The sequence below is a fragment of the Phorcysia thermohydrogeniphila genome (assembly GCF_004339575.1).
Classification (GTDB): Bacteria; Aquificota; Aquificia; order Desulfurobacteriales; family Desulfurobacteriaceae; genus Phorcysia; species Phorcysia thermohydrogeniphila.
In genome coordinates this window covers 152887-168209 of sequence record NZ_SMFV01000005.1, presented here as the reverse complement: position 1 = coordinate 168209, position 15323 = coordinate 152887, and the positions used below count along the sequence as shown (strand labels likewise).

Here is a 15323-nt window from a genome sequence, read left to right as displayed (position 1 = left end):
TTAGGCACGCCGACAGCGTTCGCGCTGAGCCAGGATCAAACTCTCCAGCAAAAATATCACAAACCTGCGGAATTCACCTCAATCAAAAGCCCTTAGTGGGCTTTAAGCCTTCCTCCGCAGGCGCGTGCCCCTTATTCTCCTGTCAAAGACCTGTCGCGATGCGCGGGGTCTTAATTTATTCCGCGGCGCTTCTTCTGTCAAGGCCTCTTTGAAGGCCTTTCAATTTTGACGGTGGCTAATATAGGCAAAAGTCAAAGAGGTGTCAACAGTCATTTCCATTTTTTATAAGCTGAGATATCTCAGAAATAACTGTTTCAAGGCTTTTTCCTGTTGTATCTATAACAATAGCTCCCTCTGGAACTACAAGGGGTGCAAAGGGTCTGTTTCTATCTCTCTCGTCTCTCTCCACAACCTCTTTCAGCACCTCTTCGTATGAGACGTTAAAGCCCCTCTTTTTAAGTTCCTCATACCTTCTCTTAGCCCTTTCTTCTGGAGTAGCCGTTAGGTAGATTTTAAGGTCTGCCTCAGGAAAGATGTAAGAACCTGCATCCCTTCCATCAATGACTATCTTTTTGCCCTTTGCCATCTCTCTAAGGAGCTCTACTACTACCTCTCTAATTTCCTTAAAGCGGGCAACCTGAGAGGCTAAGTAGCCACCTTCTGGTTTTCTAATCTCCCAAGTTACATCCCTGCCGTTGAGAATTACCTTCCCTTCTTCTGTAAGCTCTATTTTTATACTCTTGGCAACGGAGATAACCTCTTGAAGGTTGTTTAAGTCAGCTCCTTTCAAGCTACAGGCATAACCTATGGCCCTATATAGAGCTCCAGAATCCAAGTGGAAATAACCGAAACGCCGTGATATTTCCTTGGCAACGGTGCTTTTCCCAGCTCCTGCAGGTCCGTCTATCGTGATTATCATGGGCTCTGGCAACGTTTCCCTCCAAGGAGTTTCTCTCTTAGCTCCTTGTAAAGGTTTTCAAGCCTCTCAGAAATCAGAACAGGATAGTTAAAGGAGGTGTGGATGCCTTTAAGCTCTTCTGGAAACTTAGAGAACTCTTCAACGAAGTATTCCCTTATTTCATTTAACGTTGGGAGCCCCCTAACGACCCTACCGTCCCTAATGACGGGCTCTAATAGTGGCGTTCCCTCAAGTTTTTCATCGTTTAGGGCAAGGATATCACAGTTTTCCTTCCTAAATACCTGTTTCCTGCCGGGATACATCTTTTTGCCTGTGCTCGTCTTCATTACGGGCTTTCCATCAAGCTCAACGAGTTTGTAGACAAAGTCTATGTAAGGTGAATCGGCTGACGTCCCTATTTTTGTTCCTACACCAAAAGCATCAACGGGAGCTCCCGCCCTCAGAATCTCATCAATCTTATACTCGTCAAGGCCACCGCTGACGATAATCTTTGCCTCCTTAAAGCCGGCAGAGTCAAGGAGCTCCCTTGCTACTTTTGAGAGCTCCACTATATCACCACTGTCAAGGCGGATTCCTTTAAGGTTAAAGCCCTTTGCCTTAAGCTCTTTTGCTACCTCTATGGCCTTTTTTATGCCCTCAAGGGTATCGTAGGTATCAACGAGGAGAATAGAGTTATCCGGAAAGGTCTTAAGGTAAGCTCTAAAGGCTTCCTCCTCTTTCTCAAAGGACATTATGAAGGAGTGGGCAACAGTTCCAACAACAGGAATGCCTAAGAGTTTTCCTGCCAGAACGTTAGAGGTTGCACTAAACCCTGCAATGTAACAGCTCCTTGCCGTCTTCATTCCGGCATCGTAGCCGTGAGTCCTCCTGAGGGAAAAGTCTGCAAGGAGCTTTCCACGGGAAACGGAAAAGACCCGAGCTGCCTTTGTGGCTATGAGGGATGAAACGTGTATCTGGTTCATAATTGCAGTCTCAAGGAGCTGGGCTTCGTATATAGGAGCTTCAACCCTCAAGACAGGTTCGTGAGGAAAGAATAGAGTTCCCTCCTTCATAGAGTAGATATCGCCTGTAAAGCGAAACTCCTTTAAGAAGTCAAGAAACCAATCGGGAAAGAGTTTAAGGGAGTGGAGGTAGTCTATGTCTTCTGAAGAGAATTGGAGATTTTCAACAAAATCAACAACATCCTGTAGTCCCGCATAGACAAGATAGTTTCTGTTCTGGGGAAGTTTCCTTACGAATAACTCAAAAGCTGCTCTCTCTTTCCTGCCGTTATCAATGTAAGCACAAAGCATAGTTAGCTGGTAGAGGTCGGTAAACAGGGGAGAAGTCCTCATCACCGACTCCTCTTAACGCCTCTTTTATCGCAGTAAGGCTCTATGGGACACTGTGAACACTTAGGTGAAACCGGATGGCAGATGTGTTGACCGAGTGAAACTAAAAGGTCGTTTATCTCTATCCAGTACTCCTTGGGAAGTTTCTCCCTCAAGGCAAACTCTGTTTCTTCTGGAGTTTTAGTTTCAACGTAGCCTATCCTGTTCATAATCCTGTGAACGTGGGTATCAACGCAGATACCGGGTTTTCCAAAGCCAAGGGTGATAACAAGGTTTGCCGTTTTCCTGCCAACACCGGGAAGTTTAAGGAGCTCTTCCAAATCGTCAGGGACTTTTCCGCCGTACTTTTCAACGAGAATACGGCAGATTTCTTTTAGGTTCCTTGCTTTTCTCCTGTAAAAACCGACAGGATATATGAGGGAGGCTATCTCCTCCTCTTTGAGCTTTAGGATTTTCTCCGGCGTATCGGCAACCTTAAAGAGCCTTTCACTTGCCTTTGCAGTTACCTCATCCTTCGTCCGTAAAGAAAGGACGGTAGCAACGAGAATTTTGAAAGGGTCTCTGTCCGTCTGGGACATAAGGGTAACGATGGGAACGTTCCAGTTTTCTTTCTCCCTCCGGAGTATCTCAACTATCCTGTGAATTTTGTCAGCTTTAACCTCCAAGACTACCTCCGAAGGTTTCCTCAACGAAGGCGTTAAGTTTAAGGAGCTTTCCTATTAGCTCCTCAAAAGTTTTTAGGTCAAGCATGTTCGGACCGTCGGAGAGAGCTCTATCTGGCTCTGGGTGAACCTCAAAGAAGAGTCCATCAACGCCAGCTGCCACAGCAGCCCTTGAGAGGAAGGGAACAAACTCCCTGTTCCCCCCACTTGACTTTCCAAGCCCCCCGGGCCTTTGAACCGAATGGGTGGCATCAAAGAAAACCTTTACTCCAAAGCTCCTCATTACAGGAAAAGAGCGATAATCTACAACCAAGTTGTTGTAGCCGAAAACTGTCCCCCTCTCAGTTAACCATACTTCCTTAGCACCGCTCCTTGTGAGCTTTTCAACAACGTTCCCCATATCCCAAGGGGACATGAACTGTCCCTTCTTTACGTTTACCGTCTTTCCGGTTTTGGCCGCAGAAACTAAAAGGTCTGTTTGGCGACAGAGGAAAGCCGGAATTTGCATAACGTCAACAACTTCGCTTACGGGCTCTGCCTGCCAGCTTTCATGAATGTCGGTAGTAACGGGAAGTCCAAATTTTTCCTTTACTTCTCTTAAGAGGGAAAGCCCTTTCTCAAGACCGGGGCCCCTGTAGGAATCTATGGAGCTCCTGTTTGCCTTGTCAAAGGAAGCCTTAAATATAAAGGTGTGCTCCGGATATCTCTCTTTTAACCTTTTAACACTTTCAGCAACTTCAAAAAGAGTATCCCTGTCCTCTATAACACAAGGACCAGCAATTACAATCATTTCAAACCCTTCCTCCTATGAAAAAAACATAGGGATAAGCTTCAAATCTCCTTTCCCACTCTATATAGTACTCATGAGGAGTTGGGACTACCCAATACCCCACAAAAGGTTGGAATTCGCTCAAAAAGTTTTTAATATACGCTAATAACTCGTGGTAGCTTTCCTCGAATAACTTTTCCCCTAAAGTAGAATCTATGTTTTTCTTAAAGTCTTCTATAGTATTGCTGGGATAGTAAACAGGGACGACCATAAAAGCAACTTTTTCAGACTCTTCTTCTTTCCCCCATTTAATACTCCTTATCTGTTCAAGGGCTCTTCCCAGTAGCTTTACATGTCTCTTTACTATACCTTTTTCCTTCATAAGAGAGTTATAGGAAACCCAACTTAGTTTAGTCTCTATAAGAATTTCTTTCCCTTTATGAAACACTAAATAATCCACTCTACCTAATTTACAGTTATCTTTTTCATTTCTTATCCTACTAATAACTTTCTTCCTATCAACTGGATACTCCGAAAACACAATCCCTGAGTCGGAGGCTTCCTTAAAAGCCGGAATAAGAACTGAAGGTAGGGCTTTCTCTCCATAAACGAAAGGGAAATCATCATATTTCCTCACGAAGTTCATAGAAACACCAGCAAAAGCTTTTACAGCCTTTACAAAAAAACCATGCAAGCTCCTCGAGAAACTACCACAAAACTCCGAATAGAAGTAAATTTGCCCGTTTTTACCTATGTTCTCACAAACTTCCATAACTACCCCCTCAATTTTTAAGTTACCTCCATCTTCATCAGTTACTCTTCCAGCCCTGCAGCCTTCCTTAGTTTCTTAACCTCCTCCGGAGTAAGTTCCCTGTAAGCCCCCTTAGGAAGGTCTCCAAGTTTCAGAGGCCCTATGGCTATTCTCTTTAGCTTAAGGACACCGTGGTCAAACCTGTCAAAGAAACGCCTGACGACGCGGTTCTTACCGCTGTCTATGGTTATCTGGACGTAGGTATTTCTGCCGGTCTTTGTGGGCTTTAGGAGCTTAACGTCAAGGGGCTTTATGAAGAACCTCTCACCCTTGTCGTCAACTAAGAGAGCTCCCTTCTTCATCCTCTCAATCTCTGCCGGCGTTACCCTACCTTTGACCTTGGCTATGTAGGTCTTTGGAACGTGATAGCGGGGGTGGGCGAGCCTATCGGCAAGCTCTCCGTCGTTCGTCATTATGAGGAGGCCTTCGGTGTTGTAGTCAAGCCTTCCGACGGGGAAGAGCCTAACGGGATACTTCCTGAAGAAGTCTGCAACGATTGGACGCTTGTCGCCGGGGGCTCTCTCCATAGCCGTTAAGACGCCCTGAGGCTTATTGAACATTATGTAAACGAACTTCCTCGGTAGTCTTACCCTCTCTCCGTCAACCTTTACAACGTCCTTTTTCGGGTCAACGTCGTAGGCAGGGCTTTCAACTACTTCACCGTTAACGGTTACTCTTCCCTGCTTTATTATCTCCTCAACTTTACGTCTTGCACCAAGTCCAGCATACGCAAGGAATTTATTCAAACGCATCCTTAGCCTCCTTCATATGGTATAGAATTTTAATCGTTATAGAATTTTTGGAGGAATCATGACAAAAGCGATTCTATCTAAGATAGACTATTCCGTCCTGAAGGCCACTGTAACTCCTGAGAAAATCTTAGAAGCTGCTGAGGAGACAAAGAAGTACGGCTTCGCCACCCTCTGTGTATTTCCCAAGCACATTCCAGTTGCAAGGGAAATACTTCCAACGGAAAGGGTTTGCACGGTAATAGGTTTCCCCCTCTCGGCAGTTCCAACAGAGATTAAACTAAAAGAGGTAGAACTTTCCCTTGAAAGGGGAGCAGGAGAGCTTGACGTAGTAGTGGACCTATCCGCCGTTAAAGAGGGGGATTGGGCGAGGGTAGAGGATGAGCTTGCGAAAATCAGAAAACTTGCCAACGGGTGTATCTTAAAGCTTATTTTTGAGTGCTGCTATTTAACAGAGGAAGAAAAGAGAGCTCTCTGCAAACTCGCCGTTGAAACGGGATGGGACTACCTTAAGACCTCTACAGGCTATGGAAGTTACGGAGCTACAACGGAAGACGTAGAGCTCTTAGTCTCTTGCGCAAGAAGCAAGGCAAAGGTAAAAGCTGCAGGAGGAATAAGAACATTACAGGATGCAAAGAAATTCATTGAGCTGGGAGCAGACAGAATTGGAACAAGCTCAGCTACAAGAATCGCAGAAGAGGTGTTGCATAGTAGGGAAGTTTGAAACCTTCCACAGGGGACACAGGAAGCTGATTGAAAGAGCAAAGGAGCTCTGCGATAAGGTTCTCATCGTATCCATCAAGAAGGAAAAGTTTACCGTCTTTTCTGAAGAGGAAAGAAAAGAGATTGCGAAAGGATTGAGTGTGGAGCTCCTTAACTTGCCATTTTCAGCCGTTAGGGAACTCTCACCTCAGGAGTTTTTCCAGTTCCTTAAAAGGAACGGTTGCCAAGTTCTAATCGTCGGAGAGGACTGGCGGTTTGGTAAAGACAGAAAGGGTAACGTCAGAACGGCAAAGGAGCTTGGAGAAAAGTTCGGGATTGAGGTCATAACCGTTCAGACGGAAAAAGCAAACGGTGAAAAGATAGCCACCAGTAGGATAAAGGAGCTCCTCAAAGAAGGAAAAGTGGAAGAGGCTAATAAACTCTTGGGCTTTAGCTACTTCTGCTTAGGGACAGTTACTCCGGGCGACAGGTTAGGTAGGGACTTAGGCTACCCGACACTTAACGTTCACCCACAAAAAGAGATACTCCTTCCTAACGGCGTCTATGAGGTTGCCCTTACACTAGACGGAGAAACGCTAAGAGGAATTGCAAACTTAGGCGTAAGGCCGACGGTATCTAACGGCGTAGAAAGGAGGCTTGAAGTTCACGTGCCGGACAGGGAACTGCCGGAGCTCTACGGCAAAAAGGTAAAAGTTGAGTTCATAAGGTTCATTAGACCAGAAAAACGGTTTAACTCCATTGAAGAGCTGAAAAAACAGATTAAATTTGATGTAGAAAATCTAAAACGCTATTGGAGGGATAACGTTGGAAGAGCAGCAGAAGTTTAAGTCGGGTTACGTTGCAATCCTTGGAAGGCCAAACGTTGGGAAATCAACTCTTCTCAACAACTTCCTTGGGACAAAGGTAGCCATCGTTACAGACAAGCCTCAAACGACAAGGCACAGGATTGTTGGCGTCAAACACATGAAAGAGGGTCAAATTGTCTTCTTAGATACACCCGGAATCCACAAGGAAAAGTTTGAGCTAAACCGTTACATGAACGAGATAGCCTTTGGCGTAGTACCCGACGCCGACGTAATACTCTTTTTAATTGACGCAAGGGCAGGACTCACAGAGGCCGACAGGAAGATACTTGAAAAGATTGGAGAGGAAAAGAGGAAAGACTCCGTCGTTATGGTGGTCATAAACAAGATTGACGGAGTTCCAAAGGAGGAGCTCCTCCCGCTCATAGATGAGATTCACAAGAGCTTCCCATTTGTAAGCGAGATAGTCCCCATCTCTGCAACGAGGGGAACAAACCTTGACAGGCTCCTTGACCTTATCATCAAGTACCTCCCAGAAGGTCCAAAGTACTACGAAGACCACATGATTACCGACATGCCCCTTGAGCAGTTCGTTGCAGAGATAATCAGGGAAAAAATCATGCTCTTAACCCGGGATGAAGTCCCCCACGCAACGACTGTTCAGGTAATAAGCATAAAGCCGGGAGATAGAAACCCGGATATGCTTGTAATTGACGCCGACATCATCGTAGAGAGGGATTCACAGAAGGCGATAATCATCGGTAAAGGTGGACAGAAGCTAAAGAAGATAGGAATACTTGCAAGGGAAGAGCTTGAGCAGCTCCTCGGCAAGAAGATATACCTTAGGCTCTGGGTGAAGGTGAAGGAGGACTGGAGGAACAGGGCTGAACAGCTTAGGGGTCTTGGATATACGCTTTAACGGGGGATGCTATGGAAAACTCTTTTCTTAAGGCTTTTGCCGTTTACGCTTACTCTTTTGTCCTCATCTTCATGTTTAACAGCCTCGTTATGGTTCTAATGATGAAAGCTGGCCTCCCAGCCACAGCTGGGACGCTCTTTAGCTACGTATCAACGCCAGTAGTCCTCTACTTTACCTACAGGCTTGCTGTAACAAAGTTTCTCAGCAAGCCCGTTGATGAGAGGAAAATACCAAAGGCATGGCTTTACCAGTTTATACCTTTTCTAATCGCATCCGTCCTCTCTTTTCAGGCTCTCGCTCACTTAGTAAAGAAACCGCCAGTAGCGGTTTTTATCTTCCTCAACGTTGAACTCTTAGTTATCTATATCACCTTTAAGCTCTCCCTCCAGAAAGTTCTCCTAAAAGAGGAAAGAAATGGATAACCTATCCTACATCCGAGGAGCTGCTTTTTACCTATTTATCTACCTCTTCTTGGGTCTTCTAAACTCCGGAATAATGTACTTTGGAGTGAGAAACCTCCACATTAAGCCTGCTTTCATTTTAGCGTTTATTATTCCGTTTACCGCGTTAGCGCTCTTTTTCAGTTTCAGACAATCGGTTAGACTCTTCTTTTCAAAGGACGTTAAAAATACTAACGTTGCAAAGGCTTTTGTAGTTCAACTACTTACCTTTCTGGTTCTCGCCGTAGGAACTGAGAGTGCCTTAGCTCCCCTCATAGAGAGGGAAAAGCTGTTTCAGGTGCTATCCGTTTTCATTAACTTCATAACCTTCTTCGCTTCCTACTGGCTGTCGGTTAGCTTTTTTGTAGTCAGGAAACAAACGGAGGAAAAATGAGGCTTGATAGACTCCTCGCAGAAGCGGGGTTTGGAACACGCTCTCAGGTGAAAAAACTCATAATGAAGGGACACGTCACTGTCAACGGAGAAGTGGTTACCGTTCCCAAATTTCAGGTTGACCCGGAAAAAGACGAGGTTCTGGTTGACGGGGAGCTTGTTGAGTACGAGAAGGACTACTACTTAATTCTCAATAAACCAAGAGGCTACGTTACGTCAACAAAGGATAGGGAAATGACGGTTATGGAGCTCCTTGCCGGCATCCCCCGTCCAGAAAAGCTCTTCCCCGTCGGGAGGCTTGACAAGGACACTGAAGGCCTTCTCCTCATAACCAACGACGGGGAGCTTGCCCACAGGCTAACCCATCCAAAGTGGAAAGTCCCAAAGGTCTACTACGTCGTAGTTGAGGGAGAGGTAAAGGAGGAAGAGCTTGAACCACTAAGGAAGGGAATGGAGTTTAAGGACTTTAAGGCTAAACCTGCTAAAGTAAGAATTCTTAGCTCCGGTAAGGACTCTTCAGAGGTGGAGATTGAGATAACAGAGGGAAAGTACCATCAGGTAAAGAGGATGTTTAGCCGTATAGGACACCCGGTAAAGTACTTAAAGAGGGTAAAGTTTGGGAACTTGGAGCTCGGGGAGCTCCCGGTTGGCGAGTTTAGAAGTCTAACTCCTAAAGAGCTTGAGGAGCTAAAGAAGCTCGTCGGCCTAAGGTAAACTACTCCCTGTGCCAGTTGTCTCCAACTTCCTCAAGAACTTCAAACTCCTTAACGAATCCTTCCTCTTTTAAGTAGTTAACGGCCTTAAGGGCATCCTCGTAAAAGTCGGGAGCTACCCAGAGCTCTATCAGTCCCTTTTTCCTATCCCTTGTCCTAACTGTCGCAACCTCGTGATACCACTCAAAAATGGCATTAATAAAGGCAATGTCCTTTACATCCACCTTGCAGAGAAGGTTCCTTCCCTTCATAAGTGGTTTCACGTTAACCTCCTGACTCCAAGATTATTGCCAATGAGTTATACTACACCTTAGAAAGCACAGAGGAGGTAAGTTAATTGAAACAGGAAACTCTTGTTAAGGAGCTCCAAAAGCTCGTCGGAAAGGAAAAAGTAAAAGGTTCAATAGATTGGAGACTTTCTTACGCCTACGATGGAACGCCTACCGGATACAAGGGAATTCCCGACGCAGTCGTCTTTCCAGAAAACACAGAGGACGTTGCGAAAATCTTGAGCTTTGCCAACGAAAACAGGATTCCCGTATACCCCCGCGGAGCAGGCTCAGGACTCACGGGAGGCTCTGCTCCCCTACAAGGGGGAATTGTTGTCTCAACAGAAAAGATGAACAGGATAATTGAAATAGACGAGGCTAATTTAGCCGTTCTAACAGAGCCGGGAGTTGTAACTTACGACCTCCAGAAGGAAGTTGAGAAGAGGGGGCTATTCTATCCACCAGACCCTTCAAGCTACAAGTTCTCAACAATTGGCGGCAACATAGCCGAAAACGCTGGAGGCCCAAGGTGCGTTAAATATGGAGTTACAAAGGACTACGTAATGCAACTTGAGGTAGTATTTGCAGACGGAACTGTTGCAAACCTCGGCTCAAAGGCCGTTAAGTCTGTCGCCGGCTACAACCTGAAAGACCTGATAGTAGGTTCGGAAGGAACCTTAGCCTTTATCACAAAGGCTTACCTAAAACTGATACCTGCTCCCGAAGCTGTAAGAACGGCTATGGCCATATTCCCGAAGGTTGAGCAGGCTGCTCAGGCCGTTGCCGACATGTTTAAAGTAAAGGTAATACCTACTGCCTGCGAATTCCTTGACAAAAATTCAATAGTTGCCGTTGAAAACTATGCAAAAATTGGTCTTCCTACCCACGCAGAAGGCCTTCTCATCATAGAAGTTGACGGCTACGAGGCAATTGTTGATGAGCTGATACATAGAGCTATTGATGTATGCAAAAAGGCTGGTGCAATAGAAGTTAAAATCGCCTCTGACCCGAAAGAAAGAGAGGCCATTTGGAACGCAAGGAGAGCAGTTTCTCCGGCTATTGTTCAGCTAAAGCCAAAGAAAATAAACGAGGACGTCGTTGTCCCCAGAAGCAGAATCCCCGAACTGATTAAAAATGTTTACAAAATTGCCGATAAGTATAACCTGATGGTTGTAAACTTCGGTCATGCAGGAGACGGGAACATTCACGTGAACTTTATGTATGAGCCACACGAGGAAGATAGAGTAAAAGAAGCTGTAAGGGAAGTCTTTCTACTTACTTTAGAGCTTGAAGGCTCTGTCTCTGGAGAGCATGGAATAGGCTGGATGAAGAAGGAATTCCTTCCTCTGGAAGTAAAAGACGCTCTGGAAAAGATGAAGGCAGTGAAGAGAGCTCTTGACCCCAACAACATACTAAACCCGGGAAAAATCTTTGACCTTTAAAAATGTTAGAATGAAATTCAAGATACTCGGGGTGGAGAAGAAGTAGATGGATATAGCAACCCTGATAGGTATCGGCGGTGCGTTTCTACTCATCATCATATCAATCGTCATAGGTGGAAGTCCCGGAGCGTTCATCAACATTCCATCCCTCCTCATTACCGTCGGCGGCGGTATCTCAGCGGGAATGGCAGGATTCCCGCTGGGAGAGTTCATAAATGGCTTTAAAGCCATACTAAAAGCCATCAATCCCGGACTTCCAAACCCAATTGAAACGATAGACTTTCTAACAGACATAGCCAAGAAAGCGAGGAAAGAGGGAATCCTTGCCCTTGAAGCCGATATTGACAACTTCTACGGTAGAGACCCCTTCTTAGGCGACATTATGAGGATGCTAATTGACGGCCTTGAGATAGAGGAGATAAAGAGTACAGCCGAAAGCGCTATGGCACAGATAGACCAGAAGCTCTCAACGGAAGTAGCTGTGTGGGAGTCCCTCGGAGACCTGTTCCCCGCCTTTGGAATGATTGGAACTCTTATTGGACTGATTCAGATGCTTCAGAACCTCTCCGACCCATCAGCCTTAGGTCCCGGAATGGCCGTAGCTATGATTACAACCCTCTACGGTGCTATCCTCGCAAACGCCCTCTGTATTCCAGTATCAAAGAAGCTTAAGTACTACAAAGATGTGAGACTCCTATACTTAGAAGCTTACTTACTCACCGCAGAAGCAATAGAAAAAGGTATCAACCCCAACATACTAAAACAGAAGTTAGCAGGACTGCTCGGCGTTGAAATTAAAGAGGGTTAATGGATGGCAAGAAGAAAGAAGGAGGAGTGTAAAGCTCCTCCGGCATGGCTTACAAGTTTCGGCGACCTAATGTCCCTCCTTTTAACTTTCTTCATCCTCCTTTACTCCATGAGCACCATCTCCCTTGAGAAGTTCTACCAAGCAATAAAAGGAATAGTTGAAGCTTTCGGAGGTCATTACGTTATCCATGAAGAAAGGGTAATTCAGGGCAGAAAAGTACCTATACAATTTCCCGATATGTATCCCAAGCTTAAGTCCAGAAAGGCCATAGAAGAAAAACTCCACGAAATAAGGAAAATGTTACAGAGGATGGGAATTAACTCAGAAGTAGCAAAGTATGGGACAAGCATTAGACTAAGGATAAATACTGACAAGCTCTTCCCATCTGGAAGTGACAAACCTTACCGAGAAGCCATCCCTCTAATAATGGAAATCTGCAAAAAGCTTAAAGAGTTTGACCTTCCAATAACTATAGAAGGGCATACAGACAACAGACCAATAAGGTCAAAGAGGTTTCCATCAAACTGGGAGCTCTCCGCAGCGCGGGCTACTTCCGTTCTAAGACTCTTCATTCAGTGCGGGTACAATCCCAAAAAACTCTCAGCAGCCGGATGTGGCCCTTATAGACCAATAGCTTCTAACGATACACCAGAAGGTAGAGCCAAAAACAGAAGGATAGAGGTAATCATTCACCTGCCGATGTAACGGAAAGGAGAAATGGCAAGAAGGAAAAAAGAGGAGTGTAAAAAAGCTCCAGCGTGGCTCACAAGTTTTAGTGATTTGATGTCCCTGCTACTGACCTTCTTTATTCTCCTGTATTCCATGAGTACGCTTGACATAACTCAAGCTATTAAGTTCCTTTCCTACTTCCAAGGAGAGAAAGCCAAGACCTTTGAAAAGCTTTCGGTAGTCAAACCGATAAGGATATACACCACAGACATTGCAAAGAAAATAAAGAAGATAATTCAAAGGATTCTCCCCGTTCACGGTTATCAAATCGTCGTCACAGAAGAGTATATCCTCGTCCGCCTCTTTAACAAAGTTCTATTCAAACCAAACTCATTTAAGCTCACCCCAGAGGCCAAGAAGGCATTAGCCAAGTTAGCAGAGGTCATAAAGGGACTTCCCGGAAACTACAGGGTAAGGATAGAAGGGCACACAGGGAAGGATGAGCCGGAAAAGCCTATACCCGGCATTCAGGACGACTGGGACCTCTCAATTAGAAGGGCAACAGCTGTCGCAAAATACCTCGCATCCAGAGGTGTAGACCCTTCAAGGCTTGAAGCCGTCGGGTACGGGAACACGAGGCCACTCTACACTTGGAGGAATCCTATACTACAGGCAAGAAACAGGCGCGTTGAGATATACATAGAGGTTGCTAAACCGAAGGAAGAAAAAAAGGTTGAAGTTCAGAAAAAGGAAAAGCCCCCAACACGGGGGAAAGGGAGCTAAGGAGAGAGCTCCCTAAGGTAAAACCTGACGTTCAAGCCATCTACCGGCGTAAGGTCAACTTCCTCGTAAGGTTTGTAGAGGTAATTAAGCCTACTGCCATGCTGCGGAGGATTAAGGAGAATGTCCCTTCCCCTCGTTATCCCTATCCGTTTATCACACAGGTGTCCAAAGAAGTACTCCCTCTTTTCCGGGTGCTTTGCAGCCTCTGAGGCGTCTATACCGTAAGTGTAACCGTCAGGGAATGCAAGAACCCAGCAGTGGTATCCCTTTACCTCTCCATCACCGTTTACGGGAAGGCCTATCTCAAAGAGGGCTGGAATCCCAGAAGCCCTTGAAAGGGCTATGAAGAGAGAATGAAAATCGGTGCAGTTGCCCCTCTTTGCGTCGCAGGCCCAGATTGCATCGCCCCTTCCCCAGCCTTTTCCGGACTTATCGTACTTCATATTCGCTACAACATAATCGTAGATAGCCCTAAGCTTTTCAACTGCCGTTCTTTTCCCTGCCGTAACCTTTTTCGCCATTTTTTTAAACTTTTCAACAGGAACAAGCCTGTCCGATAGGTAGTATCTAAGGGGGACAGAAGAGGCTCTTTTAACCGGCTTTAGCTCATCCCTCTCTACAACCACCTCTACCCTAACCCTAACAGGCTCTTTCAGTCCTCCCTCCTTTCGGATGTAAAGAAACCTGTTGCCGTACTCCTCCTCTTCCTGCAAGAGGTAGGGGAAGGGAGATTCAACCTTAATGCTCTTTATCTTCTGCCAAGGGTTCTCGTAGGGGATGGGGACCCAAACCTCTATAAGCTTAGCATCCGGCTGCGGTTTAATATCTACCTCTTCAGTAAGCTGATACGTAGCTCCAAAGGCCTGAGAGGTAAACAGGAGTAGAGCTGCTAAAAGTAGCCTTCTCATTTTTCACCTCTAAAAGAGGAGCTGGAACTCCGTTACGAAGAGGTCGTTATCAACCTCCTCTCCGTGTCTTTCGTTTGCAAAGATGTAGGCAGACCTTATAGCTGCCTGCCAACCGTTAATTAGGTAGTAAAAGCCAAGGGAGGTGTAGTCAACGTCGTACTTGTCATCAACGTCGTCGTTCGGGTCAAGCCAAGAGTAACGGCCAACGAGGTGAAGTCCCTTAACGGAAGGAAGTGCGTAGTCTGCCTGAAGGTAGTAGCCCTTAGCGTCTCCAAGCTGAACGCTACTGCCAGAACTGTCCACAGCATCCTGCGGATTGTCGTAGAGGAAGCCTCCCTCTAAGGAGAGTCCAAAGGACCTTAGGTCAAGCCTCGTTTCTACGTCTAAGAGGCGTCTCTCCACAGAAACGGCATCGTACTTTGTGTATATGAGCTTGGAGTAAGCGTCCGTTCCCACCTCATAACCAACTCTTACTCTCCACCTGAGACTTTCATTGTCAACTGGTGTAACATCGGCTGAAAAGACGTATGCGTATTTTTTATCGCTGTTATAAATCTTATCGCTACTCCAACCTTCTCCGTTGAGGACAGAGGCGGAAAGTTTCAGGGCTCGTGAAACTTTCCAAGTGGCTTCTAAACCCACGTCCCTCCAGACCGGCGCTATCTTGTTAACCGCTACTGGCCTTTCTGGGAACCAGAGCTCCGTCCCCGACTTTAGGTAAGACATAGAAAGCGGAACTTTAAACTGTCCCATCTTTATAGACAGGGGAATTGAGTCAAAGGAGTACTTAACGTAAGCATCCCAGAGCTCTACTTGGCTACCCCTATCGGCCCTCAGGTGAATCATATAGGAAACGTTATCGTTTAACTTCCCGTGAAACCTAACCCGTGCTTTTCTCACCGTAAAGCCGTTACCGGGGTCGCCGTAAATTGACTTTCCTCCAGACTCGTCAATGTCGGCAGTCTGTGAAAACCTAAAAAGAACCCTTCCGGTTACTTTGAGTTTTTTGGTTTTCTTCCTTGCAGCTATCAGGGTAGAGCCCTTTTCCTCAAGGAGCTCCCTGAGCCTTTTATTCTCTACCTCAAGCTTTTTAAGTTTTGCTTCTAGCTCCTGTAGCTTTTGAAGTATCTCCTGATTGGTGATTTCTGCAGAAGAAGCCGTAGAAACTGTTAGCACCGCGATACTTAGAGCAGTAAGTAACTTCCTCATGGC

General features: G+C 45.8%; 19 protein-coding genes. 10 read left to right on the top strand and 9 right to left on the bottom strand.

The genetic code is table 11. The features are described from left to right. Nucleotides 1-262: 262 nt before the first annotated feature. From cmk to CLV27_RS07625, 6 genes are read right to left on the bottom strand one after another with little or no spacing between them, the layout of a single operon-like run. Nucleotides 263-931, bottom strand: coding sequence for a (d)CMP kinase (gene cmk, locus CLV27_RS07650; RefSeq protein ID WP_132527477.1), 669 nt, complete (start codon nucleotides 929-931; stop codon nucleotides 263-265). Further along, the gene (locus CLV27_RS07645; protein WP_132527475.1) at nucleotides 916-2253 is read right to left on the bottom strand and encodes a nicotinate phosphoribosyltransferase; all 1338 of its coding nucleotides are present in this window, start codon (nucleotides 2251-2253) and stop codon (nucleotides 916-918) included. The genes cmk and CLV27_RS07645 overlap by 16 nt, the downstream gene beginning before the upstream one ends. Then, nucleotides 2253-2915, bottom strand: coding sequence for an endonuclease III domain-containing protein (locus tag CLV27_RS07640; RefSeq protein ID WP_207891610.1), 663 nt, complete (start codon nucleotides 2913-2915; stop codon nucleotides 2253-2255). Before CLV27_RS07640 ends, CLV27_RS07645 begins: the two co-directional genes overlap by 1 nt. Then, a complete protein-coding gene (gene kdsA / locus CLV27_RS07635; RefSeq protein WP_132527473.1) occupies nucleotides 2905-3702 on the bottom strand; it encodes a 3-deoxy-8-phosphooctulonate synthase in 798 nt (265 codons plus the stop codon). Before kdsA ends, CLV27_RS07640 begins: the two co-directional genes overlap by 11 nt. A 1-nt stretch (nucleotide 3703) precedes the next feature. Beyond that, nucleotides 3704-4453, bottom strand: coding sequence for a hypothetical protein (locus CLV27_RS07630; protein ID WP_132527471.1), 750 nt, complete (start codon nucleotides 4451-4453; stop codon nucleotides 3704-3706). 41 nt (nucleotides 4454-4494) lie between these two features. After that, nucleotides 4495-5244, bottom strand: coding sequence for a pseudouridine synthase (locus CLV27_RS07625; protein WP_132527469.1), 750 nt, complete (start codon nucleotides 5242-5244; stop codon nucleotides 4495-4497). Between the two features lie 58 nt (nucleotides 5245-5302). Between CLV27_RS07625 and deoC the strand changes: the two genes are divergently transcribed. The 6 genes from deoC to CLV27_RS07595 are packed head-to-tail and all read left to right on the top strand — an operon-like array spanning nucleotide 5303 to nucleotide 9233. Then, entirely contained in the window at nucleotides 5303-5965 is a 663-nt protein-coding gene (deoC, locus tag CLV27_RS07620) for a deoxyribose-phosphate aldolase (protein WP_132527467.1), read from the top strand. Further along, nucleotides 5907-6791: a riboflavin biosynthesis protein RibF gene (gene ribF, locus CLV27_RS07615; protein WP_243644915.1), complete on the top strand. Its 885-nt coding sequence runs from the start codon at nucleotides 5907-5909 to the stop codon at nucleotides 6789-6791. The genes deoC and ribF overlap by 59 nt, the downstream gene beginning before the upstream one ends. Next, nucleotides 6769-7686: a GTPase Era gene (gene era, locus CLV27_RS07610; protein WP_132527463.1), complete on the top strand. Its 918-nt coding sequence runs from the start codon at nucleotides 6769-6771 to the stop codon at nucleotides 7684-7686. Before ribF ends, era begins: the two co-directional genes overlap by 23 nt. An 11-nt stretch (nucleotides 7687-7697) precedes the next feature. After that, on the top strand, nucleotides 7698-8108 hold the full coding sequence (locus CLV27_RS07605; RefSeq protein WP_132527461.1) for a hypothetical protein: 411 nt from the start codon (nucleotides 7698-7700) through the stop codon (nucleotides 8106-8108). Further along, nucleotides 8101-8520, top strand: a complete 420-nt coding sequence (locus tag CLV27_RS07600; protein WP_132527459.1) for a hypothetical protein — start codon at nucleotides 8101-8103, stop codon at nucleotides 8518-8520. The genes CLV27_RS07605 and CLV27_RS07600 overlap by 8 nt, the downstream gene beginning before the upstream one ends. Continuing rightward, complete coding sequence (locus tag CLV27_RS07595) at nucleotides 8517-9233, top strand: pseudouridine synthase (protein ID WP_132527457.1); 717 nt, start codon at nucleotides 8517-8519, stop codon at nucleotides 9231-9233. Before CLV27_RS07600 ends, CLV27_RS07595 begins: the two co-directional genes overlap by 4 nt. 1 nt (nucleotide 9234) lies before the next feature. Here CLV27_RS07595 and CLV27_RS07590 read toward each other — a convergent pair whose 3' ends face one another. Further along, nucleotides 9235-9495: a DUF4911 domain-containing protein gene (locus tag CLV27_RS07590; protein ID WP_243644914.1), complete on the bottom strand. Its 261-nt coding sequence runs from the start codon at nucleotides 9493-9495 to the stop codon at nucleotides 9235-9237. Between the two features lie 74 nt (nucleotides 9496-9569). Here CLV27_RS07590 and CLV27_RS07585 point away from each other — a divergent pair, with 74 nt between their 5' ends. From CLV27_RS07585 to CLV27_RS07570, 4 genes are read left to right on the top strand one after another with little or no spacing between them, the layout of a single operon-like run. Continuing rightward, complete coding sequence (locus CLV27_RS07585) at nucleotides 9570-10943, top strand: FAD-binding oxidoreductase (protein WP_132527455.1); 1374 nt, start codon at nucleotides 9570-9572, stop codon at nucleotides 10941-10943. 46 nt (nucleotides 10944-10989) lie between these two features. Next, nucleotides 10990-11751: a motility protein A gene (locus CLV27_RS07580; protein WP_132527453.1), complete on the top strand. Its 762-nt coding sequence runs from the start codon at nucleotides 10990-10992 to the stop codon at nucleotides 11749-11751. Nucleotides 11752-11754: 3 nt separating this feature from the next. After that, nucleotides 11755-12456 carry an OmpA/MotB family protein gene (locus CLV27_RS07575; RefSeq protein ID WP_132527451.1) on the top strand — a complete coding sequence of 234 codons (702 nt, stop codon included), beginning with the start codon at nucleotides 11755-11757 and terminating at the stop codon, nucleotides 12454-12456. 12 nt (nucleotides 12457-12468) lie between these two features. Continuing rightward, nucleotides 12469-13203 carry an OmpA/MotB family protein gene (locus CLV27_RS07570; RefSeq protein WP_132527449.1) on the top strand — a complete coding sequence of 245 codons (735 nt, stop codon included), beginning with the start codon at nucleotides 12469-12471 and terminating at the stop codon, nucleotides 13201-13203. Here the strand turns inward: CLV27_RS07570 and CLV27_RS07565 are convergent. Together CLV27_RS07565 and CLV27_RS07560 are read right to left on the bottom strand one after the other, a co-directional pair. Next, nucleotides 13200-14111 (bottom strand): transglutaminase-like domain-containing protein, encoded by a 912-nt coding sequence (locus CLV27_RS07565; protein WP_132527447.1) that lies wholly within the window; start codon nucleotides 14109-14111, stop codon nucleotides 13200-13202. The two genes, CLV27_RS07570 and CLV27_RS07565, sit on opposite strands and share 4 nt — an antisense overlap. 9 nt (nucleotides 14112-14120) lie before the next feature. Further along, nucleotides 14121-15320, bottom strand: a complete 1200-nt coding sequence (locus tag CLV27_RS07560) for a porin (protein WP_132527445.1) — start codon at nucleotides 15318-15320, stop codon at nucleotides 14121-14123. Nucleotides 15321-15323: the final 3 nt, after the last annotated feature.

Coding starts and splice junctions, on each gene's coding strand:
- CLV27_RS07645 (WP_132527475.1), bottom strand. CDS start 2,253: ATGAGGACTTCTCCCCTGTTTACCGACCTCTACCAGCTAACTATGCTT.
- kdsA (WP_132527473.1), bottom strand. CDS start 3,702: ATGATTGTAATTGCTGGTCCTTGTGTTATAGAGGACAGGGATACTCTT.
- CLV27_RS07630 (WP_132527471.1), bottom strand. CDS start 4,453: ATGGAAGTTTGTGAGAACATAGGTAAAAACGGGCAAATTTACTTCTAT.
- CLV27_RS07625 (WP_132527469.1), bottom strand. CDS start 5,244: ATGCGTTTGAATAAATTCCTTGCGTATGCTGGACTTGGTGCAAGACGT.
- deoC (WP_132527467.1), top strand. CDS start 5,303: ATGACAAAAGCGATTCTATCTAAGATAGACTATTCCGTCCTGAAGGCC.
- CLV27_RS07605 (WP_132527461.1), top strand. CDS start 7,698: ATGGAAAACTCTTTTCTTAAGGCTTTTGCCGTTTACGCTTACTCTTTT.
- CLV27_RS07600 (WP_132527459.1), top strand. CDS start 8,101: ATGGATAACCTATCCTACATCCGAGGAGCTGCTTTTTACCTATTTATC.
- CLV27_RS07595 (WP_132527457.1), top strand. CDS start 8,517: ATGAGGCTTGATAGACTCCTCGCAGAAGCGGGGTTTGGAACACGCTCT.
- CLV27_RS07580 (WP_132527453.1), top strand. CDS start 10,990: ATGGATATAGCAACCCTGATAGGTATCGGCGGTGCGTTTCTACTCATC.
- CLV27_RS07575 (WP_132527451.1), top strand. CDS start 11,755: ATGGCAAGAAGAAAGAAGGAGGAGTGTAAAGCTCCTCCGGCATGGCTT.
- CLV27_RS07570 (WP_132527449.1), top strand. CDS start 12,469: ATGGCAAGAAGGAAAAAAGAGGAGTGTAAAAAAGCTCCAGCGTGGCTC.
- CLV27_RS07565 (WP_132527447.1), bottom strand. CDS start 14,111: ATGAGAAGGCTACTTTTAGCAGCTCTACTCCTGTTTACCTCTCAGGCC.
- CLV27_RS07560 (WP_132527445.1), bottom strand. CDS start 15,320: ATGAGGAAGTTACTTACTGCTCTAAGTATCGCGGTGCTAACAGTTTCT.